Below are 25,724 nucleotides of genomic sequence, written 5' to 3' on the forward strand. Positions count from 1 at the left end.
TAAATGATATTTTTGTTTGTAAACCATATTCAATGAAGAAAAATATTGCCATCTTAATGGGAGGTTACTCCAGTGAATTTGATATTTCTATACAAAGTGGAAATGTAGTATATAAACATATAGATAGAAATTTATATAATCCATATCGAGTACATATTACACAAGATTCCTGGTTTTATGTTGATGATCAAGATCAAAAAACCAACATTGATAAAAATGATTTTTCATTGACTCTTAATGATACCAAAATTACTTTTGATGCCGCATTTAATATTGTTCACGGTACTCCTGGAGAAGATGGTTTACTGCAAGCTTATTTTGAACTAATCGGAATTCCTCAAACCGCTTGTGATTTTTATCAGGCTGCGCTTACATTTAATAAAAGGGATTGTATCAGCGCTTTAAAGCCCTATGGTATTCCAACTGCTAAAAATTATTATCTAAATAAAGGAGACAACATCGATATTAAAGCGATTATAGAAACTGTTGGTTTACCTTGTTTTGTAAAAGCCAATAAAGCAGGTAGTAGTTATGGTGTTTCTAAAGTTAAAACTCAAGATGAATTATTACCAGCTATTGATGTAGCCTATAAAGAAGATGATGAAATCATCATTGAATCTTTTCTTAGTGGAACAGAGGTTTCTGTCGGTGTTATAACCTATAAAGGAAAAGATACAGTCTTACCAATCACCGAAATTGTATCTGAAAATGAGTTTTTCGATTATGAAGCCAAATATTTAGGAAAATCGCAAGAGATAACACCAGCCAGGTTAAGTAAAGAGGATGAAAAAAAAGTAAAAGATTTATCTTTAAAAATATATCAAATTCTAAAAATGAAAGGATTTTCCAGAAGCGAGTATATTTTCCATCAAGGTGAGCCATATTTCGTAGAAATGAATACCAATCCTGGATTTAGTGAAGCTAGTATTTTACCTCAGCAAGCCATCGCGGCTGGTATTACCATCCCAGAACTCTTAACTAACACTATAGAAGAAGCTATAAAAAACACTTAAAAATCCAAAGTTGCTCATTAAAGATTAAACTAATTTTTAACTTCACAACTTTACCTTATATTTATACCAACAATCATTCATTACTTATGAGAAGAGCTGTATTTCCAGGTTCGTTTGACCCCATAACTTTAGGACACTACGATATTATCGAAAGAGGACTTACTCTATTTGATGAAATTATTCTTGCTATCGGTGTAAATGCTGACAAAAAATATATGTTCTCCCTAGAGGAACGAAAGCGTTTTATTGAAGAGGCTTTTAAAGGTGAATCTAAGATCAAGGTAATGACCTACAAAGGACTTACAGTAGATTTTTGCAAGCAACAGAATGCTGAGTTTATTCTTAGAGGTTTAAGAAACCCTGGAGATTTCGAATTTGAAAAGGCAATTGCACATACCAACCGACAAATGACAGAAATTGAAACCGTATTCCTCTTAACATCTTCTGGAAAAAGTTATATTTCTTCATCCATCGTGCGTGATGTAATTCGTAATGATGGAGATTACACAGGATTAGTTCCTGATACCGTTAGAGTAAAGTAATTTAATTTTTATGAAACGTATTATTGGATCCATAGCACTAGTGGTTAAAGATTATGATGAAGCTATTCAATTTTACACAGAACAATTAAATTTTAAACTTATACAAGATATTACACTTGACGATCAGAAACGTTGGGTAACAATTTGTCCCGAAAACAACGCAGAGACATCGATTCTACTTGCAAAAGCTACCACATTAGAACAAAAAAAAAGTATTGGTAATCAAACAGGTGGTCGAGTATTCTTATTTCTACACACTAATGATTTCTGGAAAGATTATCATCTGATGAAATCCAAAGGAGTTTCTTTTTTAGAAGAACCCAGAGAAGAAATTTATGGAACTGTGGTAGTCTTTGAAGACTTATACGGTAACAAATGGGACTTGATAGAGCATAAAAATTAGGTAGTAATTTTAAACCTTCTTCCCAAATCACAGTCATATACACAAAGCCCTGTGATTATGAGTACTACTTTAACAGATAAACAAATACAACATCTATATTGGCGAACTGGTTTTGGAATTACTTCTTCAGAATTAAAAATTGCCAGAAAACTTTCTAAAAGTAACATCATAGATGATTTATTTTCTGAAAGTCGACAAAGCACTGAGCTATCAATGAATTTTGGAATATTGCGTAAGAACCCCAGAGATTTATCTCGAGAAGAACGCAAAGAATTGCGTAAACTACGCAATCAAAAGATGTTGGAACTCAACATTCTTTGGCTAAAACAGTTAGCAGAAACCAAACAAGTTCTTAGAGAAAAAATGACCTTGTTTTTTCACAATCATTTTTCAGTTCGGTTGAAAGCTCCAAGAGCATCTCTTCATTTAAACAATGTGATTAGAAAACATGCCCTGGAAAACTTTGGAGATATGCTTATGGAAGTATCTAAATCTCCTGCAATGTTATCATTTTTAAACAACAGGCAAAACAGAAAAAATAACCCAAATGAAAATTTTGCTCGTGAGGTTATGGAGCTTTTTACTTTGGGTAGAGATAATGGATACACAGAAAAAGACATCAAAGAAGCTGCAAGAGCCTTTACTGGATGGAACTTTAATAAAAATGGTGTTTTTGTTTTCAGAAAAACACAACATGATTTTGGAGTAAAAACTGTGTTAGGAAAAACAGGAAATTTCACAGGAGAAGATGTGATAAATATTCTTTTAGACCAAAAACAAACAGCCAGATATATCACAGAAAAAGTATACCGCTACTTTGTGAATGAAAAAATAAACCCTAAGCATATCGAAACATTAACCACAACTTTTTATAATTCTAATTATAACATAGAGATCTTATTACGAAAGATGTTAATGAGTGATTGGTTTTATGACACTCAAAATATTGGCGTCAAAATAAAATCTCCCGTAGAGTTAATTGTGGGATTAAGCAAACCGTTAAAAGTACAATACAAAGACCCTAAAGTCTTATTATATCTGCAACGTAAACTTAATCAAACATTATTTCTTCCTCCCAATGTAGCCGGATGGCCAGGCGGAAGATCATGGATAGATAATTCTACACTAATGCTTCGCTTAAAACTTGCATCTGTTACCTTAAATAATGGTGTGATCGAGTTGCATAATAATGATGATACAAAAACTACATCAATGATGCGGGAAAAGTTATATAAAAAGATAAAAACTCAAATGGAGAGAAGAGTAAAAGCAACACCTAATTGGAAAAACTTCCTTGCTTCTCTTGAACAAAAGGACAAACAAGAGTTAATAGATTTCATAATCCAACCTCAATTATCGGATGGAGCAAACAAGGTAATAGGAAAACTTGATCCTATCAACACCAAAAATTTCATCATAGAACTCATGAGTCTACCTGAATATCAACTTTGTTAATCCCTTAAAATTATGGACAGAAGAAATTTTTTAAAACAGTCAGTTTTTGCTTCAGGAATGGCATTGGTTCCTTCATTTTTAAAAGGAATGGAGTTTCTTACACCTGATCAATTATCAGGATATAAAAATGTAATTATTATTCAACTCTCAGGAGGAAATGATGGATTAAATAGTATCATCCCTATTAGTAATGACATTTATCATAGATCAAGGCCTACAATCGCCAAAAAGGCGAATCAAACTCTAAAAATAACAAATGATCTAGCTTTTAACGATAATCTAAAAGCCTTAAAAGAATTATATGATCAAGGTGAGGTATCTATAATTAACAATGTAGGGTACCCCAACCCTAATAGATCTCATTTTAGAAGTACGGACATCTGGCAAACGGCAAGTGATGCTAATCAGTATTTATCTACTGGTTGGGTAGGCAGATATCTCGATGCCAATTGCCAGCATCCGTATCAGGCAATAGAGGTAGACAATACACTTTCTTTAGCCATGAAAGGAAATCTTGTGAATGGTATTGCTGTTTCAGATCCCAATCAATTGTACCGTACTACTCGTGAACCTTATTTTAACAATCTTGTAGACACATCTCTAACGAGATGCTAGATGAAGATAATCAAGGGTATTTATATAAAACAATGTTAGAAACATATTCGTCTGCATCGTATATTTATGAAACCTCTAAAATATATAATTCTAGTACTGAATATCCTCAATCCTCATTTGCCAAAAACCTTAAAACCATTGCTGATTTTATTATTTCTGGATTAAAAACAAGGGTGTACTATAGTTCACTAGGTGGATTTGACAGTCACGTAAACCAATTAAACAGTCAGGACAGATTGCTAAGAGTTTACTCAGAGGCTATTCATGCTTTGGTTCAAGATTTAAAAAAGAACAATCGATTTAATGATACTTTGATTCTTACTTTTTCTGAGTTTGGTCGTCGTGTGAAACAAAATGGAAGTAGAGGAACAGATCACGGAGCCGCTAATAATGTAACTGCTATTGGAGGTTCTCTTAAAAAACCTGGAATCTATAATGAAATTCCTAATTTATCTGATTTAGACAAAAACGGTGACATCAAATACAGCGTTGATTTTAGAAGTATTTATGCTTCAATCCTGCATAATTGGTTAGATGTAAATGATCAAGAAATTTTAAACACGAATTTTAAGAATTTAGGGTTCATATAATTCTTTTTTAGATAAAGTTGTGTTAGATTTAAATCCTCAAAAAAAGTAAATCACTTTTTTTCATCAATCGAATCCTAAACACAAATCACTATCATTACATCTTAATCACACAATGGAAATTACTAAAATCAATGTATTAGGCATTACTTTATTACTAATCTCATTTATTTCAATCAGTCAAGAAAAACCTAAGAATCCCTTTGGATCAATAAGCTCTAAAACAGGTCTCATTATTACAGACGATGCAACCAGGATGTTAATTCATAATAGTTCTGGAGATAGAGCTCATACATATGTACAACAAATTTCTACTTGGGATCGACAACAAAATACCAAAGACATTAGTACAGCAACCGAATGGGTTGCTAAAAAAGCCAAAGAGTTTGGTTTACAAAATGTAGTAATAGAAAAATTTGTTGCCGATGGTAAAACAGAATATTTCGGAAAAAGCTCTGATCCATTTTGGATTGCTAAAAAAGGGGAATTATGGGCTAAAACACCGTATGAATTTAAAATAACTTCGTACGCAGACTTACCTATGTCACTAGCAACCAACAGCTATTCTACAAAAGCTACGGCAGAATTAATAGATATTGGAGCAGGAATTTCGGATATAGATTACCAAGATAAAGAACTAAAAGGAAATATTGTACTTACCTCAAGTAATCCATATCGTGTTATTAGAAAAGCAATTTGGGAAAAAGGAGCCATCGGTATCATATCTTACTATTCTATTCCGTATTGGGACAAGCCAAACCGTTTAGAAGGTGATTTTCCAGATCAAGTTGGCTGGAGTGGCATGCCTATGAACGAAGAAAAAGAAAAACAATCTTTTGCCTTTATGATTTCTCAACGCAAAGCAAAGGAATTACAAGAAGTATTGAGAACCAATAAAAAAGTAACGCTGTTTGCGGATATAGAAACAGAGCATCGTAATGGAGAACTTAATGTTTTAAGTGGAGTTATTCCTGGTTCTAAATATCCAAACGAAGAAATAGTTGTCACTGCGCATATAGATCATTACAAACCTGGAGCTAATGATAATGCTTCTGGTAGCTCAGTAAGCCTAGAAATGGTTCGTACATTACAATATCTTATAAATACAAACCAAATAGAACGTCCTTTAAGAACTATTCGTTTTTTATGGTTGCCAGAATTTACAGGAACAGAAGCCTGGTTCTCAAGACATACAAAAGATGGTAAGAAAAGAATCTTAAATCTAAATATGGATATGCTTGGAGCAGATCTTACTAAAACCAACTCTTCTTTTGACATCAGTCTTACTCCTGACTGGAATGCTTCTTTTATTAATGCATTTTCCATGTCTCTGGTAGATTTCCTAAATACATATAACAACTCCAGATATCCTAAAAGAAAAGATTTTCATATCATTTCTGTAAACGGAACCAGAAATCATGTCAATGTTCATAATAAACCTTATACCAGAGGATCTGATCATCAAATTTTTAATGACTTCGGAATTCCTGGAATTGCGTTCGGAACCTGGCCAGATAACTTTTATCATTCTAGTGAGGATACTCCTGATAAAGTAGACCCTACTCAACTGCACAGAGTTACTTTTTCTGGATTAGCTTCTATACTTATGACAGCATATACCGACTCACCACAACTACAATCTATAGTCGATTTGGTAGAATTATATGGACTAAAACGCCTTCAATATGATGAATTTAAGGCTAAGAAAGATATCTTATTAGCAGATAAATCAACAATAATTGATAATGCATATTTTGCAGAAAAGACAGTCAAATCTGGTTATGAGAGAGAACGTAACGCTTTAAAATCTTGTCTTATTTTTAGTCAAGGAATAGATGACAAAAATATCATACAACAAAAAATTGCACTATATAATGAAAAAGAAAAACTAACTATAGCTCAATTAAAACTATCCACTAAAAAGAAAGCGAACTCTTTTGGACTTACCTCTGTAAAACGGAAAGTGCTTCCAAAAGAAAAGGATGCTTCATTATTAATACCTCAACGGTTAGTTGGCAAAGAATTAGTAACATATTATGCTGCCTTATCATCTATTAAGGATCCAAAATCAATTAACTATAAGGAAATACAACAAGGGATAAACAGCATATTAAGTGAATTAAGAGAACGAGAAGTTGGAGAGTTACGCATATATGATTTCCAAAACACAATTGTTAGCTATACAAATGGAAAAAGATCATTAGTCGATATCAGAGATGCGATGTATGCAGAATATGGTATAGAGATACCTATTAGTATTATTCAAGATCTATTTGAGGTTTTCATACAAGGTGGAGCAATACACTACAAATAATTAATTCTAAAGGTAATGATAGTCATTATCATACATAAACAAGAAAAATTTATTAACTATTCTTAAACCATACTTATCCTACAAGTATTAAAATAGATGTTTTAGTAAAAACACAGTAATACTGGCCTAAATAGAAGGTTTTTAAACAAATATCAAAGCTTAAAACCATCAATACTCAGCAAATTAATTGTTTTAAAATACGGTTAAACCGTAAAATTTGTGTTGTTTATCGAGATAAAAGACCTCTTCATCTAAAAGATTCAAAATCATTTTTATACCTAACCTTTTCAGCGTAAATTTGTTACAAATCAAGTAGTAAATTCATTAAGCCCCCAAAACTATGAAAACTATCATTCTTACAGTAATCGTTTTATTTTCTTTCTCAAATATCAATGCTCAGGACACTACATCTATTGAGTTAAATACAGAGGAAACTAAAAGTATCAAGAACACTAAGGTTGATTTTTACGAAACTCTAGTAGCAGTAAATAATTTTGATATAAAAATCAAAAAAAATGAAAAAACTGTTGCTAAAATTGAGACCAAGTCTGATTTTTACAAGAACTTAATGATTAAGAATGGGTTTACAACTGGGGATTCGAATACTCGTTTGGCTAATAATGATACAAAACAAAAGGATACTACAATAACTGATACTACACAAATTACTGGATTATTGCCATAATTTTTTTAAACATAGATATATTACTGACGCGATTATTTCTTGCTTGAAAATAATCGCGTTTTTTAGTACCTTTTTCTAAAAAAATAACTCTAACCATACTGAATAGAATATTTTTTTGATAATTTAGAAATCAAAATACTATAACAGTATGCAAATTCACGAAACTGCTTTTGTCGTATCAACATATAGATCACATCATGAAGAGGTGAGTAAGGATATTTATGCGAAGCTTTGGAACAACCCCTCTACAGACAATTTAATACCAGAGATCATAGAAAACATCTCCAAGCATGAAGCTGTTTTGCATAGTATTAGAAACCGGTTCTTTTATGAACAAATGAGATCTTTTTTTTTAGCTAATAATGGTGGAACACTCATTAATTTCGGATCAGGTTTTAGTATGTATCAATTTTTATTGAATGAAAACGTACGCACTATTGAAATCGATAAAACAGACATTGTTGCCTACAAAAAAGAAAAAGTCGATTTGTGGACAAATGAAGGAAAGCTACCTAAAAGAGACATACAGTACGTTTCGATAGATTTTACCGCTCATTCTAAGGAAGAAATTGTTAGCTCCTTAAAACCATATATCAAGCAAGGACCTATTTTTATCTTATTAGAAGGAGTTTTATTCTTTTTGGATCTGGATACTACCAACACGTTATTCAAAGTTTTTAAAGAACTGCAACAAACTGGAGATCAAGTTGGGAGTGTTTCTTACTTACCTGATATTGAAAACACAGAAGTATATCGTAGATTATTGCACTATTTTGATGCTAACAACAATACCAACGATCCTTTTATGCATCAGACTATACCTCATAATTTCTATGAAAATATCAACGGGTACTTCTTGAAAAAAATTTCGGATGAATTTGAATTATCTAAAATTTACGCACCGAATATGGATATAACCGATAGAAAAGAAATTCTGAACGAAAATCTATACATACTACAAAAAGAATAAAAATAACAATAAACAAAAAAGGAGATGTTTCTATAAAAGCATCTCCTTTTTTGTTTATCTCATGGCCTTAGCCATCACGTGATATCTAGGATCATCGATATCGTGCTCTATAACACTAGCCAACCTCGGAGAAGCTTTAATCATTAAAGCCTGACATTCTTCACTTAAATGTTTTACGCGCACTTGTTTACCTGCTTCTTCATACTTCCCAACCAGGTTAAAGACAGCTTCTAACGCAGAATGATCACTAACACGAGATTCTATAAAATCAATCTCAACTTTCTCTGGATCATTCGCCACATCAAACTTATTATTAAAAGCCTGAATACTTCCAAAAAATAATGGCCCCCATATTTCATACACCTTGGTTCCATCTTCTTTAATATGTTTTCTTGCTCGAATTTTTTTAGCATTTTCCCAAGCAAAAGCCAACGCAGACATAATCACACCTGCGATTACAGCAACGGCCAAATCAAAAAACACCGTCAATAAAGAAACTGATATCAATACAATCGCATCGGTTAAAGGAATTTTATTAAGTATTCTAAAACTTGACCAAGCAAATGTCCCTATAACAACCATAAACATCACCCCTACTAATGCCGCAATTGGAACTTGTTCAATTAATCCTGAAGCAAACAAAATAAACATCAGCAATGTCACTGCAGCAACAATTCCTGATAATCTTGTACGTCCACCTCCTTTGATATTAATAATAGATTGCCCAATCATTGCACAACCTCCCATTCCTCCAAAAAGACCCGTAACGATATTAGCACCTCCTTGAGCTAAACATTCTCTGTTAGAATTACCTCGGGTTTCTGTTAACTCATCGATAAGATTCAATGTCATTAGTGATTCTATCAATCCAATTGCTGCCAAAATTAATGCATATGGACCTATGAAATAAAGTGTCTCTAAGGTCATAGGTACTTTGCTGAAAATATTAAATTGAAACTGAGGTAAACCACCTTTAAGTCCTTCTCCTCCTCCATCAGAAATAAAACTACCCACTGTAGCGACATCTAACTTCCCTAATATTGCTATAGCAGAAACTACTAAAATCCCAATCAAAGCCTCTGGTAATTTAGCCGTAATCTTCATTTTAGGTAATCCCCACATAATTAGCATGGTTAACAACACTAATCCCAACATTAACATTAATTCATTCAGTGGAATCCATTTCTTAACCTTACCCTTTTTCTCTATTCTATAAACCCCATCCTTTTCTATATTAAATAGAACTTCTTTAGTATCAATATCAAAAACCTGATTATCATCAACTATGTATTTGGTGTCTTTAGTATCAATATCCTGAAATCTACTACTGTTACCGTAGATATAAAGCGGTTCGTTTGTGATTAAATCGTATACTAAATCTCCTTTAATATCATACTGTTTAAGCACTGAAGAAGTCTTATACTTATCGGCTCCAAATACATCTTTCTCTGCATTTTTAAACATCCCTAACTGAGAAAGAAAAATTACTATTGCCAAACCATTAACAAAACCCATCATAACAGGATGTGGAATCAAACGTACAAATTTTCCCAGTCTAAAGACTCCAGCCATCATTTGTATAATCCCCATCAATATAACCGTAACAAAAAGATAGTACAATCCTAACTCTTCTCCATCTGCACCCATTGCATTACCTTCTGCCACCAAGCTTACCATTACAACTGCCAAGGCTCCTGTAGCTCCAGAAATCATACCTGGACGCCCTCCAAAAATAGAAGTGATCAATCCTATCATAAATGCAGCGTATAATCCTACCAAAGGATCTACTCCTGCTACAAATGCAAAAGCCACTGCTTCAGGAACCAACGCCAACGCAACAGTTAATCCTGATAAAATATCATTTTTAGCATTAGCTACTCTTTTTCTTACAAACTCGGTCATAATCAGTCTATTTTGAGGGTGCAAAAATACAGTTATTTTATGTCTTCACAAGTAAAATTATGTGCTATTCCACATCTAGAATTAAACTAAAACGTTATAGAAGATTTAAAAATTTCAAAACTTAGTATATTTACCACATACACATTTTGTTCATGCGAATTATTACACTCATCATCAGCTTTATAATTATTACTTCTTGCAATACTTCTGAAAAAGACTCGGACAAAACTGTTGACTTTACTACAATTTTTGAAAAAAGTAAGGGTACAGAAACACCGACTTATCCAGAAGTAATTGCGTATTACCAAAAGCTTTCTAATGTTTATTCTGAAATCCAAATTCGGGAAATTGGAATGACCGATAGCGGTAATCCATTACATATAGCCATGCTTAACCCTGATAAACAATTTGATTTTGAGAAAATCCGTCAATCTAAACGTATTTTATTAATCAATAACGGGATCCATCCTGGAGAAAGTGATGGTATTGATGCCACAATGTTACTTTTTAGAGATATAGTTCAAGGTACTATTAGCGCTCCAAAAAATACTGTTTTAGTAACGATTCCTGTTTATAATATTGGTGGTGCATTAAATCGAAATTCAGGAACACGCACAAATCAAAACGGACCTAAAGCATATGGTTTTAGAGGAAATGCCCGTAACTACGACTTAAACCGTGATTTTATAAAAAACGATACTAAAAATGCTCAAGCTTTCGCAGAAATCTTTCATATAGTACAACCAGATGTTTTTATTGACAATCATGTAAGCAACGGAGCGGATTATCAATACACATTAACACATTTATTCACACAACACAATAAACTAAATGGGAAACTTGGAAATTATTTACATAATGAAATGCAGCCGCAACTAGAAGCATCATTAACTTCTAAAAAATGGGATATCACCCCATATGTGAATGTATGGGGAACCACTCCAGACAAAGGATGGACACAATTCATGGACTCACCAAGATATTCTACTGGTTATACTACATTATGGAACACTCTAGGAATGATGGTAGAAACCCACATGTTAAAACCCTATAAACTTAGAGTTGAAGGCACATATGAATTAATGAAATCAATGATTGATATCACTGAAAAAGATAGTGAAAAAATCAAGACACTAAGAAAGCAAGCCTTTGCAAATATGCAAAAACGTAATACATATCCTGTAAATTGGAAAATTGACACTACTCAAACTACTAAAATTAATTTTAAAGGATATGAAGGTGAATATATCAATAGTAATATTACGGGAGCAAAGCGTTTAAAATATTTTAAAGACAAACCATATGACAAAGAAGTAATCTACAAAAATTATTTTACGCCAACTACCAAAATTGATGTCCCTGAAGCATATGTAATTCCTCAGGGATGGTGGAATGTAGTTGAAAAACTAAGTCTAAACAAAATAAACTACCAAACTATAGAAAAAGATTCAACAATAACTGTTGAAGTATATCATATTGATGATTACAAAAGCAGAAAAACTCCCTATGAAGGTCACTATTTACATTACAGTACGTCGGTAAAAAAGAGTATCGAACAGGTATTCTTAAAAAAGGGAGATGTTATTGTTCCCACTGATCAGAAAGGTTTTAGATATCTAATAGAAACTCTAGAACCTGAAGCTCCAGACTCCTTTTTTAATTGGAATTTTTTTGACACTATATTACAACAAAAAGAAGGTTTTTCTCCTTATGTGTGGGAAGACAAAGCAATGAAATTATTAGACAATGATAAAGAACTCTACACCAAGTTTATACAAAAGAAAAAAGACACCGTTTTTGCCAATAATTGGTATAGTCAATTAGATTGGATTCATAAACAATCAGATAATTACGAGAAAGCACATATGAAATATCCTGTATATCGAATTTTAAAGTAGCGTCTATGATAAGTAATCATGGGAGAAAAGCTTCTTTATATTGGCATAAGAATTTGTCAATGCTTTTTTTGCTTTTTTCTTATTTTTCCATTTTACTTTAGTAATTCCTTCATTTTTCTGAGGTATTAACTCTCCTTCAAAATCTGTTTTCATCTCAAACCAATAGGTTACCTTTAATCGAAACTCTCCATTTCTCTTAAATACATGAAAAGTTTTATACAAAAACTTAGTAATCTCTAATCCAGTTACTCCAGTCTCTTCTTCAACCTCACGAACAGCTGCAGTTTCTATATGTTCTTTTTTTTCTACTTTACCTTTTGGCAAATCCCATTTTCCATTGCGATAAATAAACAAAATCTCCTTATCCGCATTATACACTTTTCCACCACCAGCTATTACCACAGGCAACTTAGCATAAAAATGCTCCATAAGCTTATCTTCTTTTTTATGATAAAGATGATACTTTGCGGTCTCCCCTAACTTTTCTTCATTTAGAATATCTCTTACTATTGCCTGAAAATTGACATCTTTAACAGATATCGTCTTATAACCTTCAATTACCTTTTTTGTGGACAGAATAATAGGCGTATTATTCACAAAAACTTTATACATTTGCAACTATGATTTTTGATAAAAACACAGCAAAAAAAACTGCTGAACTATTATTGCAAATTAATGCAATTAAATTACAACCACAAGAACCTTTTACTTGGGCTTCAGGATGGAAATCTCCAATCTACTGTGATAATCGTGTTACACTCTCATTTCCAGTTATTCGTAACTTCTTAAGAGAACACCTTGCAAAATTTATAGAAGAAAAATATGGTAAGCCAGATGTAATTGCTGGTGTAGCCACAGGAGCTATTGGTATTGGAATGCTGGTTGCAGAACAATTAAATTTACCTTTTATTTACGTTCGTCCAGAAGCTAAAAAGCATGGAAGAAAAAATCAAATTGAAGGTATTGTTCCCACAGGTAAAAATGTAGTTGTGGTAGAGGATCTTATCAGTACAGGAAAAAGCAGTCTAAATGCTGTAAAAGCGCTAAATGAAGTTGATGCTAATGTAAAAGGAATGGTTGCTATTTTTAACTACGGCTTTGACATTGCTAAAGAAAACTTTGAAGAAGCGGCATTATCTTTGCACACTCTAAGTAATTATGAAAATCTTCTGGAACAAGCATTAGACACTAATTACATTACAGAAGAACAACAAAAAACCCTGCAAAGCTGGAGAACAAATCCAGCAGAGTGGAATCAATAAAATTTTTAATCTCAATGAATTTAGAAAGCCCTACAGTTACTGTAGAAAAAACTCAACAAGAAGTCTTTGAATTTTTAACTAAAGTCGAAAACTTTGAACAACTGATGCCCGAAAGCAAACAAAAATTTGAAAAAATAAACGACTCCAGATTTCTTTTCCAGTTAAAAGGAATGCCTGAAATCGTGTTGGAGCAAAAAGATAGTACAGAACACTCTTCTGTGATTCTTGGAGCTGCAAGTGATAAATTACCTTTTACCTTAACTGCGGATATTATAGATATTGGAGAAGGGAAAAGTACTACAAAACTTATTTTTGAAGGTCAATTTAATGCTATGATGGGAATGATGATTAAAAATCCAATTCAGAATTTCATCAATACATTAAGTGAAAATATCGCTAAGATCTAATATAGTAGTTTTATCTCTTTTAGATCAAAATCCTGTATTACATCATCTTCCAAGAGAATTTGTAATTTACCAAATGATGTGACACCTTGGATAATACCAACAAAAGAATCACCCTTTACATCTAAAAAAGTAGAGGGTTTATTTTTTCTAAAAAGTAATGATTCGTATTCTTCCTTTAATTTTTTAAAATTAGATTTATATAATTCAGAAAAACGATATTCCAGCTTCATTAATAATAAGTTAGACACCTCATCTAAATCGATATTTCTACCTAAGAATTGTTTTATAGATCCTGCCAGCGGAAGATTCTCAAAACTACATTGATTTACATTAATCCCAATTCCAATGATTGCACCACGCAATCTGCCATTATTAACTACATTTTCTATCAATATCCCACATACCTTAGATCGGTCTGACAGAATGTCGTTAGGCCATTTTATCGATAATCTGGGTAAAATCAATCCATTCAAAGTATCATAAACAGCTAATGAAACTGTCATAGAAATATAGAACTGATCCATTATATCAAAATCATTAATAGGCATAAACACACTACAGGTCAGGTTTTCTCCAGTATTGCTTTGCCAGGTCGTACCCATCTGTCCTTTACCTGATCGTTGTTCTTTTGCAATCACACAAACAGGTTTTATCAAATACTTCTCTCTATTCATATCCCTGAGAAAAGTATTTGTAGAGTCAATGGCATCAACTTTGATTATATGCATAAATAACGATGTGAAAGTTTTTACAAATGTCTATAAATACTGACATTAAAATCATAAAAAGTAATAACTTTACACAAATTAAAAAAATGCATGACTAAAAAAGAAATCGATACTGATCAATTAATAACTCAAATTATTAAAGGTATTGAAGAAGTAAAAGGTAATAACATCACTATTTTAGATTTAAGAGAGATTGAAAATACGGTATGTAATTATTTTGTTATCTGTAACGGAACCTCTAATACTCAAGTAAATGCTATTGTTAGCTCTATCCAAAAAACAGTAAGCAAATCACTTAAAGATAAACCTTGGCATGTAGAAGGTAGTGAAAATGCTGAGTGGGTATTGATTGATTATGTAAACATAGTTGTTCATGTTTTCCAAAAACATATCAGGGAATTTTATGATATAGAAGGCTTATGGGGAGATGCGAAGACAACAACTATCGAAACGAACTATTAAAAAAAGTGTAAATGTCTAAAGAAAATAAAAAAGTAGACCCAAATAAAAAACCAAAATTTAGTGCATATTGGATTTATGCAATCATAATTGTTGGATTTTTAGTATTAAACTTTATAGGAGGTGGCAGCATGGGAACTGCTCCAGAAACCACTCCTTCTGATTTCAATAATTTTTTGAGCAACGGTGAAGTTGAACGTGTATTGATTATCAATAGACGTAAAGCAAAGGTTTTTCTAACAGCAGAGGCTAAAGCTCAGGATAAACATATTAAAAATCAAAAAAAATCAATATTACCTGCAAGCCCAAATGATCCTGATTACGAGTTCGAATTTGGAGATTTACAAAATTTTGAAAACGAAATTGCAAAAATAAAAAGCCAAAATGGCTTAGCTACTGAGGTCGGTTATGATACTGAAAGTAATATGTGGGGAGATATTTTCATCACATTATTACCTTTTGCATTAATCATTGGGGTTTGGATATTTATCATGCGTAGAATGAGCGGTGGCTCAGGTGGCGGTGCTGGAGGACAGATCTTTAATATTGGTAAATCCAAAGCAAAGCTTTTTGATCAAAACACAGACGTAAAAGTTTCTTTTGAAAACGTAGCTGGTCTTGAGGGTGCCAAAGAAGAAGTTCAGGAAATTGTAGACTTTCTTAAAAACCCTGAAAAATACACTTCTTTAGGTGGAAAAATACCGAAAGGAGCATTATTGGTAGGACCTCCTGGAACAGGTAAAACTTTATTAGCTAAAGCAGTCGCTGGAGAAGCTAAAGTACCTTTCTTTTCTTTATCTGGTTCAGATTTCGTAGAGATGTTTGTAGGAGTTGGTGCATCCAGAGTACGTGACTTATTTAAACAAGCAAAAGAAAAATCTCCTGCGATTATATTTATCGATGAGATTGATGCAATTGGTAGAGCTAGAGGAAAAAGTAATTTCTCAGGATCTAATGACGAAAGAGAAAATACCTTAAACCAGCTTTTAACAGAAATGGATGGTTTTGGCACAAATACCAATGTAATTGTAATTGCTGCAACAAACCGAGCTGATGTATTAGATAAAGCCTTAATGAGAGCTGGTCGTTTTGACAGACAAATATATGTTGACCTGCCTGATGTTAGAGAACGTAAAGAAATATTTGAAGTACACCTTAAGCCTCTTAAAAAAGAAGATGGTCTAGATACTGACTTCTTGTCGAAACAAACTCCTGGATTTTCTGGTGCGGATATTGCCAATGTATGTAACGAAGCTGCACTTATAGCTGCTCGTAAAGGAAACAAAGCCGTTGGAAAACAAGATTTTCTGGATGCAGTAGATAGAATTGTCGGAGGATTAGAAAAGAAAAATAAAATAATTACACCTGGAGAAAAACGTGCAATTGCTTTTCACGAAGCTGGTCATGCTACCGTAAGCTGGATGTTAGAACATGCTGCTCCTTTGGTAAAAGTAACAATTGTTCCTAGAGGGCAATCCCTAGGTGCTGCTTGGTATCTTCCAGAAGAAAGATTGATTGTGCGCCCTAATCAAATGCTTGATGAGATGTGTGCAACTCTAGGAGGACGTGCAGCAGAGAAAGTAATTTTTGATGAAATTTCTACAGGTGCGCTTAGTGATCTTGAAAAAGTAACAAAACAAGCTCGTGCAATGGTAACTATATATGGTCTGAATGACAAAATTGGAAACTTAACTTATTATGATTCTTCTGGTCAAAACGAATATGGTTTTACTAAACCTTACAGTGAACAAACCAGTGAACTCATAGACAAAGAGATTTCTAATATTATTGAAGAACAATATCAGCGTGCCATCAAACTATTAGAAAAAAATAAGGATAAGCTAACAGAACTTGCAGAAGTACTATTAGAAAAAGAAGTTATCTTTAAAGACAATCTGGAAAAAATCTTTGGAAAACGTCCATTTGACACAAAAGAAGAGACTGTTATAGAACCTTCTTGATATAATATTACAGATTTTACTAGTAAATTAAAAAAATCTTAATCTAAATAGAACTATTAGGTTAAGATTTTTTTATCTTTGGAAGTATTGTTAACCCGTAATCCCCGATCGAATCTAAAAAATGAGTCTATTTAGAAGAATATTTTCCTCAAAATCTAAATCAGACCAAAAGAGTAAGGAACGTCACGCTGAAGATCGCAGTAAATACATGCCCGAAATCAACCTTCCAGTTGATGAAAGCTTTATGATTAATTTCAAAAGAAACGGTGGTAAATTTCTGTATTGCGATAATGAAGATGAAGTACTTGACTCTTTTGACAAGATTCTTTTAGAAAATGATTGGTATGAAAAAGATGTATGCTGTTTTGATATTGGACTAGAACATAAATTTTCGGGATTTAACCTTAACTTTATAAAAAAGACTCCTGCATCTTTCTTTTTTGCAACCTGTGAATATCTCATTGCAGATAGCGGAGCCATCCTTATTTCCTCTAATCAATTAAGAGAAAAAAAACTTACTGAACTACCAGACAACTTCGTAATGTTAGCAGCTACAAGTCAGTTAGTTAAAAGTATTGGAGAAGGATTAAAGGGAATTAAAGAAAAAAACAAAAACTCTATTCCCTCCAATATTACTACAATTAAAAACTTCGAACCGCAAAAAGAAAAAGACTTCTTAAGCTACGGAAGTAGCTCAAAAAATCTATATTTGCTGCTGCTGGAAGATTTATAATATGAAGGAACTGCTAACAAGGTCTTTATCGGGGTTTTTATACATCTCGATATTATTAATTTCTATATTTATTTCTAAATATACCTTCATTGGCATATTTCTAATATTTGGTATTATCTGTATTTATGAATTTCAGAAGTTAATTCATTTAAAAAATACTTGGTTATACTTAGTATTTATTGGCTTCCTTCTTTTATTTCATACTCCAGCTTTTAAAATCCCTCTATTCGTTACCATTACTGTACTGACTTTAACAATAATAACACAACTATTTTTAGTAAGAGATCTTCTTACGATTAGAATAATTCCAATGTTCGAGAAAAGAAAATACCTTACAAGTATATTCTATCTTATTACTTCTATCGTATTTTTAACATTAATACCTTGTTACGATAATGAATACAACCCGATTATGGTAGCGGGACCACTATTAATGATATGGACAAATGATACTTTTGCTTATTTAGTAGGTAAGAACTTTGGAAAACGTAAGTTATTAGAACGAATATCTCCTAAAAAAACGATTGAAGGTTTTATAGGAGGTTTCTTATTTACTATGTTAGCAGGGTATTTAATTGCCTACTTTTCTGACTTGTTATCAATTACCGTATGGTTGATTATAAGCATAATTATGAGTATTTTTGGTACTCTGGGAGACCTTATACAATCTAAATTTAAAAGACAAGCAGGTGTTAAGGATAGTGGATCAATAATGCCAGGACATGGTGGCATTTTTGATCGATTGGACAGTATTATATTTGCAAGTCCGTTTTTATATGCATTTTTACAAATTTTAAAGTATGTTTCATAAAGAAGGTTATAAAATCATATCAGTTGCTATTGTACTTTTTCTCGGTATTAATGCAGCTTCTTACGTAGCAATTCAACTTGACGAGTGGATCCTTGCTATATTTTTGATAACACTAGTATTTCTAATATTAATATTACAGTTTTTCAGAAATCCAAAAAGACATACTGATATAAACGATCGTACAATAGTTGCTCCTGTAGATGGTAAAGTTGTAGTAATAGAAGAAGTGTTTGAGAAAGAATATTTCAATGAAAACAGACTTCAAGTTTCTATATTCATGTCGCCAATAAACGTTCACGTTACCAGACATCCTATTAACGGAAAAGTACAATTAAGTAAATATCATCCAGGTAAATACCTTGTTGCTTGGCACCCCAAAGCCTCTGAAGAAAACGAAAGGACTACTGTAGTTGTAAAAAACAATTTTGTTGAAATCCTTTATAGACAGATCGCTGGAGCATTAGCCAAAAGAATCGTGAATTATGCCAAAGATGGTGAAAAAGTTATTCAAGGATCTGATAGTGGATTTATTAAATTCGGCTCTAGAGTAGATGTGTTTTTACCTGTAGGAACAGAAGTTAATGTCTCCTTGAATCAAAAGGTAAAAGGAGGAGAAAGTATTATTGCGAATGTATAGTTATGACCAATGAGGAATTAAATATCGCCTTCCAAGCGGCTTTTGAAAAGGCCTGCAATACTAAAATAGAATTGCCTCCTGATGTTATGCTTCATTTTTATGCTTACTACAAACAAGCCACTCATACCGAGGGTTTCTATACACCATCTGGAGATAGCGAACTTAGAAATGCTTTTAAACTTAATGCTCTTTTTCAGGTAAAAAATCTTACTCCTGATGAAGCTAAACTAAAATATATAGAATTAGTAAATAAATACATTACTGATTATTAATCAAAAAAAACCTTGATATGATATCAAGGTTTTTTTTTTTGATTAATCTTTTATCTACTACTTCAAACCTGAAAGACTTGATTTTAATGTAGCTATCTTAGCTTCAGCATCAGATTCCTTCTTACGTTCATTCGCAATTACTTGTTCTGGTGCATTATTTACAAAACGTTCATTTTGCAATTTCTTTTGAACCGATTTTAAAAACCCTTCAGTATATTTCAATTCCTCAGTAAGTTTCTTAATCTCGTCCTCTACATTAATTGCCCCAGAAATCGGAATAAAGTACTCATTAGATTTCACTCTAAAAGAAAGTGCTCCATCTACTTTTTCGTTCACGTACTCTAATGAATCAAGGTTTCCTAGCTTACTGATGACTGCATCAAAAGTAGTACTTGTTTTTTCACTGTTAAGTACTGACATTGATATTGTTTCTTTAAAAGATATATTCTTTTCTTTTCGAATCGTTCGTATTCCTGAAATCACCTCTGCAGCAACATCAAACTCATTAATTAATGTTTCGTTTATTGCTGTAATATTAGGCCAACTGGAGATAATCAGAGCTTCTTCTGGCTTTCTGTCTGCAATTTGTTGCCATATCTCTTCCGAGATAAAAGGAGTAAAAGGATGTAATATTTTTAAATTATCCTCCAAAATAGCAAGTACTTCTCGATACGTTTTGGCATCGATTGGGCTTTGATATGCAGGTTTGATCATTTCTAGTAGCCAACTACAAAAATCATCCCATATAATCTTATAGGTAGTCATTAAAGCATCGCTAATGCGATATTTATCATAATTCCCTTCAAGTTCTAATAAAGCTTTCTGAAATTTCGATTGATACCACTGAATTGCAATTGCAGAAGCTTCTGGCTGGTCTATAGTTGAATCTATCTCCCAACCTTTGATAAGTCTAAAAGCATTCCATATTTTATTTACAAACCCGCTTCCTTGTTTACATAAATCTTCATCAAACATCAAATCATTTCCAGCAGGGGAACTCAATAACATTCCCACACGAATACCATCCGCTCCATACTTATCAATTAAATCTAAAGGATCTGGGGAATTACCTAATGATTTAGACATTTTACGTCTTTGTTTATCCCTTACAATTCCTGTTAGATATACATTTGTAAATGGTTTTTCTTTTCTATACTCATACCCAGCGATAATCATTCTTGCAACCCAGAAAAACAAAATTTCTGGAGCTGTTACAAGATCATTTGTAGGGTAATAATAATTAATCTCCTCATTATCTGGCTCTAAAACTCCATTAAATACACTCATAGGCCATAACCAAGATGAAAACCAAGTATCTAAAGCATCTGGATCTTGCGTTAGATCAACATCTTGTAATCCATTATTTCCTGTTTTTTCTTTTGCCAGCGCTAATGCCTCTTCCTTAGTTTCTGCAACTACAAAATCTTCCTTACCATCTCCGTAGAAAAATGCTGGGATTTGATGCCCCCACCACAATTGACGTGATATATTCCAATCTCGTACATTTTCCATCCAATGACGGTATGTATTTATGAATTTTTCTGGAACAAGATTAACATCTTTTTCTAAAACTGCATCTAAAGCTGGCTTAGCTAATCCTTCCATTTTAAGAAACCATTGATCACTAAGTTTTGGCTCTATTACAGCTTTTGTACGTTCACTTGTACCTACTTTATTAAGATGCGTCTCTGTTTTTTCAAGAACATTTAGGCTTTCCAATTCTTTCAGAATCTCTTTTCTAACCACAAAACGATCCTTTCCTTCATAATGTAATCCAAAAGAATTCAATGTAGCATCATCGTTAAAAATATCTATAACCTCTAATTTATGCTTATCCCCTAAAACTTTATCATTTTGATCATGTGCAGGAGTCACCTTAAGGCAACCTGTACCAAACTCCATATCTACATATTCATCTTCTATAATAGGAATAGCACGATTTGCAATAGGTACAATCGCTTTCTTTCCTTTTAGATGTGTAAATCTTTCATCATTAGGGTTTATACAAATTGCAGTATCTCCTAGTATTGTTTCTGGACGAGTAGTTGCTATAGTTAACGAATCTTCACTTCCTTCAATCTTATATTTTAGATAATAAAGGTTTCCTTGTTTTTCTTCATAAATCACTTCCTCATCGGACAAAGTGGTTTTTGCCTCAGGATCCCAATTCACCATCCTGTATCCTCTATAAATCAACCCTTTATTATATAAATCAACAAAAACTTTGATTACCGAAGCAGACAGATTGTCATCCATAGTAAAAGCCGTTCGTTCCCAATCACAAGAGGCTCCTAATTTCTTAAGTTGTTCTAGAATAATCCCTCCATGTTTATGAGTCCACTCCCAGGCATGCTCCAAAAACTCTTCTCTTGTAAGATCATTTTTATCTATACCTTGCTCCTTTAACTTAGCCACAACCTTAGCTTCTGTTGCAATCGAGGCATGATCTGTACCAGGAACCCAGCAGGCATTATACCCTTTAAGACGCGCCCTTCTAATTAATACATCTTGTATCGTATTATTAAGCATATGCCCCATATGCAGCACTCCCGTTACATTTGGCGGAGGAATTACAATAGTATACGCCTCTCTATCATCAACTTCAGAATGGAAATAATTATTTTCCATCCAGTAGTTATACCACTTTTCTTCTATCGATTTTGCATCATACTTTCCTGCTAAAGCCATACTTTGGTCCGATTTTTGAATTTTAGAGTGCAAAAGTAATTATTATATACGACAACATGAAAGTCTTTTGCAATTTTGAAGTTGGATAAAAAGTAACTACTTTTACACATTATAAAAACCTACGTTATGAAAAATGTAATGATGATTTTATTTATTGGTTTTCTGGGAATTACCCTAAATGCTCAGGATACTAAAGCTAAAATTGAATTTAAAAAAGATGTGATAGATTATGGTGAAATTACTAAGGGTAGTGATGGTGTTCGCCAATTCGAATTCACAAACACTGGAGATGCTCCTTTGATCATCTCTAAAGTATATTCGAGCTGTGGATGTACTATTCCTAAAAAACCAGAAGATCCAATTGCACCAGGTGCGACGGGAATTATAGAGGTTAAATATGACACTAAAAGAGTCGGACCAATCCGTAAAACAATAACTGTATACTCTAATGCAGAGGAGTCTACTAAAGCTATTAAGATTAAAGGTACGGTATTAGACGACACTAAAAGTGTTCTTGAAAAAAAGAATTAAACACTTATAAATAATACTATAAAAAAGGTTTTACTATCAAGTAAAACCTTTTTTTTGTTATATCACTTTTTCTAAGTAAAAAACAAATCTTTTTGTGATCCCTTGCCTTTCTACTTTGATTTTAATTTTTTTTCCTACTTCAGAATAAAATAAATCATTAATATCGGAAAGCGAATAACCATGTGCTCTCCTACCATTTACTTCAATCAACACATCTCCTTTTTTCACACCTGCATTATCCGCTGGAGAACCTGGTCTAACTTCTGCTATTTCATATTTAGGCTGCAAACTATACCCATAACCATAAGAATTTATCGATACATTAGCAGTAGCTTCTCCGCCTTTATTTTTAATTAAATTAAACCCAGAAGTTTCAGCTTCTTTTTTAACAAAATCCTCCGCAACTCTTACCCCACTATGCTGAACAGTTAAACCGCTCATATTATAGGAAAATGGTTTATGAAAAAAACTATTTTTTTTAAATGAAATTTTCGAATTAGGATAATCTACAATTAAATTGAATCGTCTCAACACACTTCCTCCTAATGACCCTTGCCTATCATTAACAGATATTCCTTTTATATAAATTGAATCAGGAAAAGATGCAGTCACCTCTTTCATTACAAATTCTCCAATATGAAGCCCATTTATTTTTGTTCTTCGTCCATATATGTCACCATTAAAACCTTTTCCTAAAAAATCATCGAATGAATTATCTGGAACGTTGATACTCATCTGTTGATTTTCAAATAACCATAATGCAGAACCAGATCCTGAATCCAAAAGTAACCTTATATCAATTAAACCATCATCTATTTCATATTTAGCTTTAACAAAAGGCCTCTTTCCTTCATTAAAATCTAGCGATGTCTCAAAGCACTTTTTACATTCTTTATACTCATAAAATTCTGGATCATTCATTTTAATATATTTTGATGAGTAATTAACATCAACAATGAATTTTTTAAAAAAATCATATCCAATAATTCCATGAATTGGAAATCCCATTCTTGGAGAAAAATTTATCGATTCATCAAACACCAAAAAAATTGTATGATTTTCGCTAACCGCATTTCCAATTTTCAATTGGTTTTTCTCCGATTTAATCGCCTCTACAGGTTCTCCGTTTCCTAATCCTCTAAAATAAATTCTAGAAGCACTATGAAGCTCTAATGAATCTCTATTATCCAAACTAAACAATATAGTTGCACCAACTCCTGTATCCAAAATAAAGGAAAGTTCAACTCCGTTTAGAGTTACAGGAACTATAATTAGATTATTTGCTAATTCAAATTTTACTTTATCCTCTTTGTAGCCATCAGGAAGCTGGAAACCTTCCTGAGCATTTATCGTGAAAATGCACAGTAAAAATAAAAGAAATACTCTTTCTTTAATAAAATGATACAATCTAAAACTTACAATATCCATTCTACAAAATATAACGTTATCATATATAAAACACAAGCACAATATTCAACTATATTTAAAATCAAATAACGCTCTTCAAGTAAATTACAAAATTCATTTTAACTCCAGACCTACTTACCAATATACTAATTTTTCGGCCTTCTTCTGAACTAAACATATTGTTAAGTTCAGAAAGAGTATACTTGCTAGCGTCTTTTCTGTTAATTTTCAAAACAACATCTCCAGTTCTCAAACCAGCAATTTTTGCTGGAGATTTATCTCGAACTCTTAGTACCTCGTATTTATATTTATATCTATCTTTTACAATCTTATTATCCGAAGTGCGAGCATTATAATTTCCAGCACCAGCATCCTTTATTTTCACTTCGCGCTCTTTTAGTCTTTGGTTTTTCTTTACTATAATTTTTGTCATTTCGCTGCACCCTAATGAAATACCACTCATATTAAAATTAAATGGTAAAGAAAAATACTTATTCTTTTTAAAAATTATTTTCTTTCTCGAATAGTTGATAACTAAATTGAATCGTTTTAACAGACCTCCACCAATTGATCCATGACGATCATACGAAGAAACACCTGAAATATGATTTCTATCTGGAAAGGAAGTCGTTATATCATTTACAACAAGATCGCCCAAATAAAGCTTTTTAATCTTAGATTTTCGACCGTAAATATTATTATTTAATCCACTACCGAGCAAATCTTTAAAACTATTATCAGGAACCTTAACATCCTTATTTTCAAACAACCAAACTGAAGTACTAGAACCTGAATCGATTAAAAGATTAACTTCTACTAATCCCGTTTCAGTTTCATATTTAGCCAACACAAGTGGTTTTTTTTGTTTTCTAAAATACAATTCTGCCATATAACCATTAGTATTCTCATCAACATATGATCTAGGATCATATAATATTATGAATTGCTTCTCATAATTTATCTCTACTACAAATTTTTGAAATAGTTCATAACCTAATATCCCGTGAACAGGAAATCCAATCCTAAAAGAAAAACTTGTGCGTTCACTGGGAGTATGATAAACCGTATGATTCTTATCTTGAACATTTCCTATTCTAAATATATTACCATCCGATTTTAACGCGGCGAGAGAATTGCCTTTACCTAAACCCTTAAATTGAACTCCTGAAGATTCGTATTGAACTGATTGATATTTGCTACTCTTATCAAATACAATAGTTCTGCTAACTCCTGTATCAAGAATAAATGACAGAGAAACTCCATTAAGTTCTATAGGTACTATGATAAGGTCATGTACCAATTCAAATTTTATCTTCTTGCTCTTAATACCACTTTCAATTACAAATCCTTCTTGTGCATTAAAACCAATAGATATTAATAAAAATAAAACTAGTACTTTCCCTTTCATAAAATGATATAAATCCTAGCAAAAAGCCTTTACCTC

25 protein-coding genes are annotated in these 25,724 nt (G+C 32.5%); 19 read left to right on the top strand and 6 right to left on the bottom strand.

Going from position 1 to position 25,724, the window contains the following annotated elements; genetic code table 11:
• Nucleotides 1-32 precede the first annotated feature (32 nt).
• From QBK95_RS02975 to QBK95_RS03015, 9 genes are all read left to right on the top strand, one after another.
• Nucleotides 33-1,013: a D-alanine--D-alanine ligase gene (locus QBK95_RS02975; RefSeq protein WP_280930397.1), complete on the top strand. Its 981-nt coding sequence runs from the start codon at nt 33-35 to the stop codon at nt 1,011-1,013.
• An 86-nt stretch (nt 1,014-1,099) separates the two neighbouring features.
• The gene (coaD, locus tag QBK95_RS02980) at nt 1,100-1,555 is read left to right on the top strand and encodes a pantetheine-phosphate adenylyltransferase (RefSeq protein WP_280930399.1); all 456 of its coding nucleotides are present in this window, start codon (nt 1,100-1,102) and stop codon (nt 1,553-1,555) included.
• A gap of 10 nt (nt 1,556-1,565) precedes the next feature.
• On the top strand, nt 1,566-1,958 hold the full coding sequence (locus QBK95_RS02985) for a VOC family protein (RefSeq protein ID WP_280930401.1): 393 nt from the start codon (nt 1,566-1,568) through the stop codon (nt 1,956-1,958).
• 57 nt (nt 1,959-2,015) lie between these two features.
• On the top strand, nt 2,016-3,413 hold the full coding sequence (locus tag QBK95_RS02990; RefSeq protein WP_280930403.1) for a DUF1800 domain-containing protein: 1,398 nt from the start codon (nt 2,016-2,018) through the stop codon (nt 3,411-3,413).
• Nucleotides 3,414-3,425: 12 nt separating this feature from the next.
• On the top strand, nt 3,426-4,028 hold the full coding sequence (locus QBK95_RS02995) for a DUF1501 domain-containing protein (RefSeq protein ID WP_280930405.1): 603 nt from the start codon (nt 3,426-3,428) through the stop codon (nt 4,026-4,028).
• Nucleotides 4,022-4,618: a DUF1501 domain-containing protein gene (locus QBK95_RS03000; RefSeq protein WP_280930406.1), complete on the top strand. Its 597-nt coding sequence runs from the start codon at nt 4,022-4,024 to the stop codon at nt 4,616-4,618. The genes QBK95_RS02995 and QBK95_RS03000 overlap by 7 nt, the downstream gene beginning before the upstream one ends.
• Nucleotides 4,619-4,730: 112 nt before the next feature.
• Nucleotides 4,731-6,929, top strand: coding sequence for a DUF4910 domain-containing protein (locus QBK95_RS03005; RefSeq protein WP_280930408.1), 2,199 nt, complete (start codon nt 4,731-4,733; stop codon nt 6,927-6,929).
• Between the two features lie 340 nt (nt 6,930-7,269).
• Nucleotides 7,270-7,614 (top strand): hypothetical protein, encoded by a 345-nt coding sequence (locus QBK95_RS03010; protein ID WP_280930410.1) that lies wholly within the window; start codon nt 7,270-7,272, stop codon nt 7,612-7,614.
• 148 nt (nt 7,615-7,762) lie between these two features.
• Nucleotides 7,763-8,584, top strand: coding sequence for a class I SAM-dependent methyltransferase (locus tag QBK95_RS03015; protein ID WP_280930412.1), 822 nt, complete (start codon nt 7,763-7,765; stop codon nt 8,582-8,584).
• A gap of 54 nt (nt 8,585-8,638) precedes the next feature.
• Here QBK95_RS03015 and QBK95_RS03020 read toward each other — a convergent pair whose 3' ends face one another.
• The gene (locus tag QBK95_RS03020; RefSeq protein WP_280930414.1) at nt 8,639-10,486 is read right to left on the bottom strand and encodes a SulP family inorganic anion transporter; all 1,848 of its coding nucleotides are present in this window, start codon (nt 10,484-10,486) and stop codon (nt 8,639-8,641) included.
• A 152-nt stretch (nt 10,487-10,638) separates the two neighbouring features.
• On the opposite strand from QBK95_RS03020, the gene QBK95_RS03025 reads away from it, so the two are divergent.
• The gene (locus tag QBK95_RS03025; protein ID WP_280930415.1) at nt 10,639-12,384 is read left to right on the top strand and encodes a M14 family metallopeptidase; all 1,746 of its coding nucleotides are present in this window, start codon (nt 10,639-10,641) and stop codon (nt 12,382-12,384) included.
• Nucleotides 12,385-12,387: 3 nt separating this feature from the next.
• On the opposite strand, the gene QBK95_RS03030 is transcribed toward QBK95_RS03025, so the two are convergent.
• A complete protein-coding gene (locus QBK95_RS03030) occupies nt 12,388-12,996 on the bottom strand; it encodes an NUDIX hydrolase (RefSeq protein WP_280930417.1) in 609 nt (202 codons plus the stop codon).
• 8 nt (nt 12,997-13,004) lie between these two features.
• On the opposite strand from QBK95_RS03030, the gene pyrE reads away from it, so the two are divergent.
• Together pyrE and QBK95_RS03040 are read left to right on the top strand one after the other, a co-directional pair.
• The gene (pyrE, locus tag QBK95_RS03035) at nt 13,005-13,646 is read left to right on the top strand and encodes an orotate phosphoribosyltransferase (protein WP_280930419.1); all 642 of its coding nucleotides are present in this window, start codon (nt 13,005-13,007) and stop codon (nt 13,644-13,646) included.
• 14 nt (nt 13,647-13,660) lie between these two features.
• Entirely contained in the window at nt 13,661-14,053 is a 393-nt protein-coding gene (locus QBK95_RS03040) for an SRPBCC family protein (protein WP_280930421.1), read from the top strand.
• Here the strand turns inward: QBK95_RS03040 and QBK95_RS03045 are convergent.
• Nucleotides 14,050-14,781: a biotin--[acetyl-CoA-carboxylase] ligase gene (locus QBK95_RS03045; protein ID WP_280930423.1), complete on the bottom strand. Its 732-nt coding sequence runs from the start codon at nt 14,779-14,781 to the stop codon at nt 14,050-14,052. The two genes, QBK95_RS03040 and QBK95_RS03045, sit on opposite strands and share 4 nt — an antisense overlap.
• A 90-nt stretch (nt 14,782-14,871) precedes the next feature.
• Here QBK95_RS03045 and rsfS point away from each other — a divergent pair, with 90 nt between their 5' ends.
• The 6 genes from rsfS to QBK95_RS03075 all read left to right on the top strand — a co-directional run bounded on the left by rsfS (nt 14,872) and on the right by QBK95_RS03075 (nt 19,654).
• Nucleotides 14,872-15,243 carry a ribosome silencing factor gene (gene rsfS / locus QBK95_RS03050; RefSeq protein ID WP_280930425.1) on the top strand — a complete coding sequence of 124 codons (372 nt, stop codon included), beginning with the start codon at nt 14,872-14,874 and terminating at the stop codon, nt 15,241-15,243.
• Between the two features lie 11 nt (nt 15,244-15,254).
• Nucleotides 15,255-17,201, top strand: coding sequence for an ATP-dependent zinc metalloprotease FtsH (gene ftsH, locus QBK95_RS03055; protein WP_280930427.1), 1,947 nt, complete (start codon nt 15,255-15,257; stop codon nt 17,199-17,201).
• Between the two features lie 121 nt (nt 17,202-17,322).
• A complete protein-coding gene (locus tag QBK95_RS03060) occupies nt 17,323-17,934 on the top strand; it encodes an LUD domain-containing protein (RefSeq protein ID WP_280930429.1) in 612 nt (203 codons plus the stop codon).
• 1 nt (nt 17,935) lies between these two features.
• Nucleotides 17,936-18,745 (top strand): phosphatidate cytidylyltransferase, encoded by an 810-nt coding sequence (locus QBK95_RS03065; RefSeq protein WP_280930431.1) that lies wholly within the window; start codon nt 17,936-17,938, stop codon nt 18,743-18,745.
• Complete coding sequence (locus QBK95_RS03070) at nt 18,735-19,382, top strand: phosphatidylserine decarboxylase family protein (protein ID WP_280930433.1); 648 nt, start codon at nt 18,735-18,737, stop codon at nt 19,380-19,382. The genes QBK95_RS03065 and QBK95_RS03070 overlap by 11 nt, the downstream gene beginning before the upstream one ends.
• Nucleotides 19,383-19,384: 2 nt before the next feature.
• The gene (locus QBK95_RS03075) at nt 19,385-19,654 is read left to right on the top strand and encodes an acyl-CoA-binding protein (RefSeq protein WP_280930435.1); all 270 of its coding nucleotides are present in this window, start codon (nt 19,385-19,387) and stop codon (nt 19,652-19,654) included.
• Between the two features lie 57 nt (nt 19,655-19,711).
• Here the strand turns inward: QBK95_RS03075 and QBK95_RS03080 are convergent, their stop codons facing one another.
• Complete coding sequence (locus QBK95_RS03080) at nt 19,712-22,342, bottom strand: valine--tRNA ligase (protein ID WP_280930438.1); 2,631 nt, start codon at nt 22,340-22,342, stop codon at nt 19,712-19,714.
• Nucleotides 22,343-22,468: 126 nt separating this feature from the next.
• Here QBK95_RS03080 and QBK95_RS03085 point away from each other — a divergent pair, with 126 nt between their 5' ends.
• Entirely contained in the window at nt 22,469-22,873 is a 405-nt protein-coding gene (locus QBK95_RS03085) for a DUF1573 domain-containing protein (RefSeq protein WP_280930440.1), read from the top strand.
• A 57-nt stretch (nt 22,874-22,930) separates the two neighbouring features.
• On the opposite strand, the gene QBK95_RS03090 is transcribed toward QBK95_RS03085, so the two are convergent.
• A complete protein-coding gene (locus QBK95_RS03090; RefSeq protein WP_280930442.1) occupies nt 22,931-24,301 on the bottom strand; it encodes an aspartyl protease family protein in 1,371 nt (456 codons plus the stop codon).
• A gap of 61 nt (nt 24,302-24,362) precedes the next feature.
• On the bottom strand, nt 24,363-25,688 hold the full coding sequence (locus tag QBK95_RS03095; RefSeq protein ID WP_280930444.1) for a retropepsin-like aspartic protease: 1,326 nt from the start codon (nt 25,686-25,688) through the stop codon (nt 24,363-24,365).
• Nucleotides 25,689-25,724 lie beyond the last annotated feature (36 nt).

The sequence above is a fragment of the Aquimarina mycalae genome, from assembly GCF_029906345.1.
Classification (GTDB): domain Bacteria; phylum Bacteroidota; class Bacteroidia; order Flavobacteriales; family Flavobacteriaceae; genus Aquimarina.

Bases quoted from the DNA above. Each gene is read 5' to 3' on its own strand.
- QBK95_RS02975 (WP_280930397.1), top strand. From the start codon at position 33: ATGAAGAAAAATATTGCCATCTTAATGGGAGGTTACTCCAGTGAATTT.
- coaD (WP_280930399.1), top strand. From the start codon at position 1,100: ATGAGAAGAGCTGTATTTCCAGGTTCGTTTGACCCCATAACTTTAGGA.
- QBK95_RS02985 (WP_280930401.1), top strand. From the start codon at position 1,566: ATGAAACGTATTATTGGATCCATAGCACTAGTGGTTAAAGATTATGAT.
- QBK95_RS02990 (WP_280930403.1), top strand. From the start codon at position 2,016: ATGAGTACTACTTTAACAGATAAACAAATACAACATCTATATTGGCGA.
- QBK95_RS02995 (WP_280930405.1), top strand. From the start codon at position 3,426: ATGGACAGAAGAAATTTTTTAAAACAGTCAGTTTTTGCTTCAGGAATG.
- QBK95_RS03000 (WP_280930406.1), top strand. From the start codon at position 4,022: ATGCTAGATGAAGATAATCAAGGGTATTTATATAAAACAATGTTAGAA.
- QBK95_RS03005 (WP_280930408.1), top strand. From the start codon at position 4,731: ATGGAAATTACTAAAATCAATGTATTAGGCATTACTTTATTACTAATC.
- QBK95_RS03010 (WP_280930410.1), top strand. From the start codon at position 7,270: ATGAAAACTATCATTCTTACAGTAATCGTTTTATTTTCTTTCTCAAAT.
- QBK95_RS03015 (WP_280930412.1), top strand. From the start codon at position 7,763: ATGCAAATTCACGAAACTGCTTTTGTCGTATCAACATATAGATCACAT.
- QBK95_RS03020 (WP_280930414.1), bottom strand. From the start codon at position 10,486: ATGACCGAGTTTGTAAGAAAAAGAGTAGCTAATGCTAAAAATGATATT.
- QBK95_RS03025 (WP_280930415.1), top strand. From the start codon at position 10,639: ATGCGAATTATTACACTCATCATCAGCTTTATAATTATTACTTCTTGC.
- QBK95_RS03030 (WP_280930417.1), bottom strand. From the start codon at position 12,996: ATGTATAAAGTTTTTGTGAATAATACGCCTATTATTCTGTCCACAAAA.
- pyrE (WP_280930419.1), top strand. From the start codon at position 13,005: ATGATTTTTGATAAAAACACAGCAAAAAAAACTGCTGAACTATTATTG.
- QBK95_RS03040 (WP_280930421.1), top strand. From the start codon at position 13,661: ATGAATTTAGAAAGCCCTACAGTTACTGTAGAAAAAACTCAACAAGAA.
- QBK95_RS03045 (WP_280930423.1), bottom strand. From the start codon at position 14,781: ATGCATATAATCAAAGTTGATGCCATTGACTCTACAAATACTTTTCTC.
- rsfS (WP_280930425.1), top strand. From the start codon at position 14,872: ATGACTAAAAAAGAAATCGATACTGATCAATTAATAACTCAAATTATT.
- ftsH (WP_280930427.1), top strand. From the start codon at position 15,255: ATGTCTAAAGAAAATAAAAAAGTAGACCCAAATAAAAAACCAAAATTT.
- QBK95_RS03060 (WP_280930429.1), top strand. From the start codon at position 17,323: ATGAGTCTATTTAGAAGAATATTTTCCTCAAAATCTAAATCAGACCAA.
- QBK95_RS03065 (WP_280930431.1), top strand. From the start codon at position 17,936: ATGAAGGAACTGCTAACAAGGTCTTTATCGGGGTTTTTATACATCTCG.
- QBK95_RS03070 (WP_280930433.1), top strand. From the start codon at position 18,735: ATGTTTCATAAAGAAGGTTATAAAATCATATCAGTTGCTATTGTACTT.
- QBK95_RS03075 (WP_280930435.1), top strand. From the start codon at position 19,385: ATGACCAATGAGGAATTAAATATCGCCTTCCAAGCGGCTTTTGAAAAG.
- QBK95_RS03080 (WP_280930438.1), bottom strand. From the start codon at position 22,342: ATGGCTTTAGCAGGAAAGTATGATGCAAAATCGATAGAAGAAAAGTGG.
- QBK95_RS03085 (WP_280930440.1), top strand. From the start codon at position 22,469: ATGAAAAATGTAATGATGATTTTATTTATTGGTTTTCTGGGAATTACC.
- QBK95_RS03090 (WP_280930442.1), bottom strand. From the start codon at position 24,301: ATGGATATTGTAAGTTTTAGATTGTATCATTTTATTAAAGAAAGAGTA.
- QBK95_RS03095 (WP_280930444.1), bottom strand. From the start codon at position 25,688: ATGAAAGGGAAAGTACTAGTTTTATTTTTATTAATATCTATTGGTTTT.